Annotated in this window: 1 protein-coding gene; it reads right to left on the bottom strand. The window is 61.1% G+C overall.

Annotated elements, in window-relative coordinates; translation table 11 throughout:
• The coding region (locus tag DQ230_RS16990; RefSeq protein ID WP_203228128.1) for a transposase at positions 1-511 on the bottom strand (511 nt) is incomplete at both ends.

The raw sequence follows: 511 nt of genomic DNA on the forward strand, positions 1-511 counted from the left end.
TCGTGTTTCAGGCCGCGACGTTTGAGATCGAGCAGCAGCTCGCGCCAGCTTTGGGTGCTTTCACGGAAGCCGTCGGTCATGGCCAGCAGTTCCTTGCGGCCATATTCATCGGCCCCAACGATCACCAGAACGCACTGTTTTTCCTCCGCCATTCTCGGTTTGAAATAGACACCATCCGCCCAGATGTAGAGGAACCGCCGCGAGCTGAGGTCACGTTTCTCCCAAGCCTCGTAGTCTTTCCACCAGTCGGCCTTCAGTCGGGTGACGGTCTTGGCGGACAGGCCCTTGGCATTCGGGCCCAGCAGCGCCCCCAGCGCCTCGGTGAAATCGCCCGTGGACACGCCCTTGAGATAAAGCCACGGCAGCAGCTCTTCGACTGATTTCGCCTTGCGCAGATACCGCGGCAGGATGCTGGGCGTGAAAATGATCTTGTCTTCGCCCGCGCCCCGATCCCGCACACGCGGCACTTTTACCGGCACCGGTCCGATGCCGGTCATCACTTCGCGCTTGG

Source organism: Roseovarius dicentrarchi (assembly GCF_003316635.1).
GTDB classification, from domain to species: domain Bacteria; phylum Pseudomonadota; class Alphaproteobacteria; order Rhodobacterales; family Rhodobacteraceae; genus Roseovarius; species Roseovarius dicentrarchi.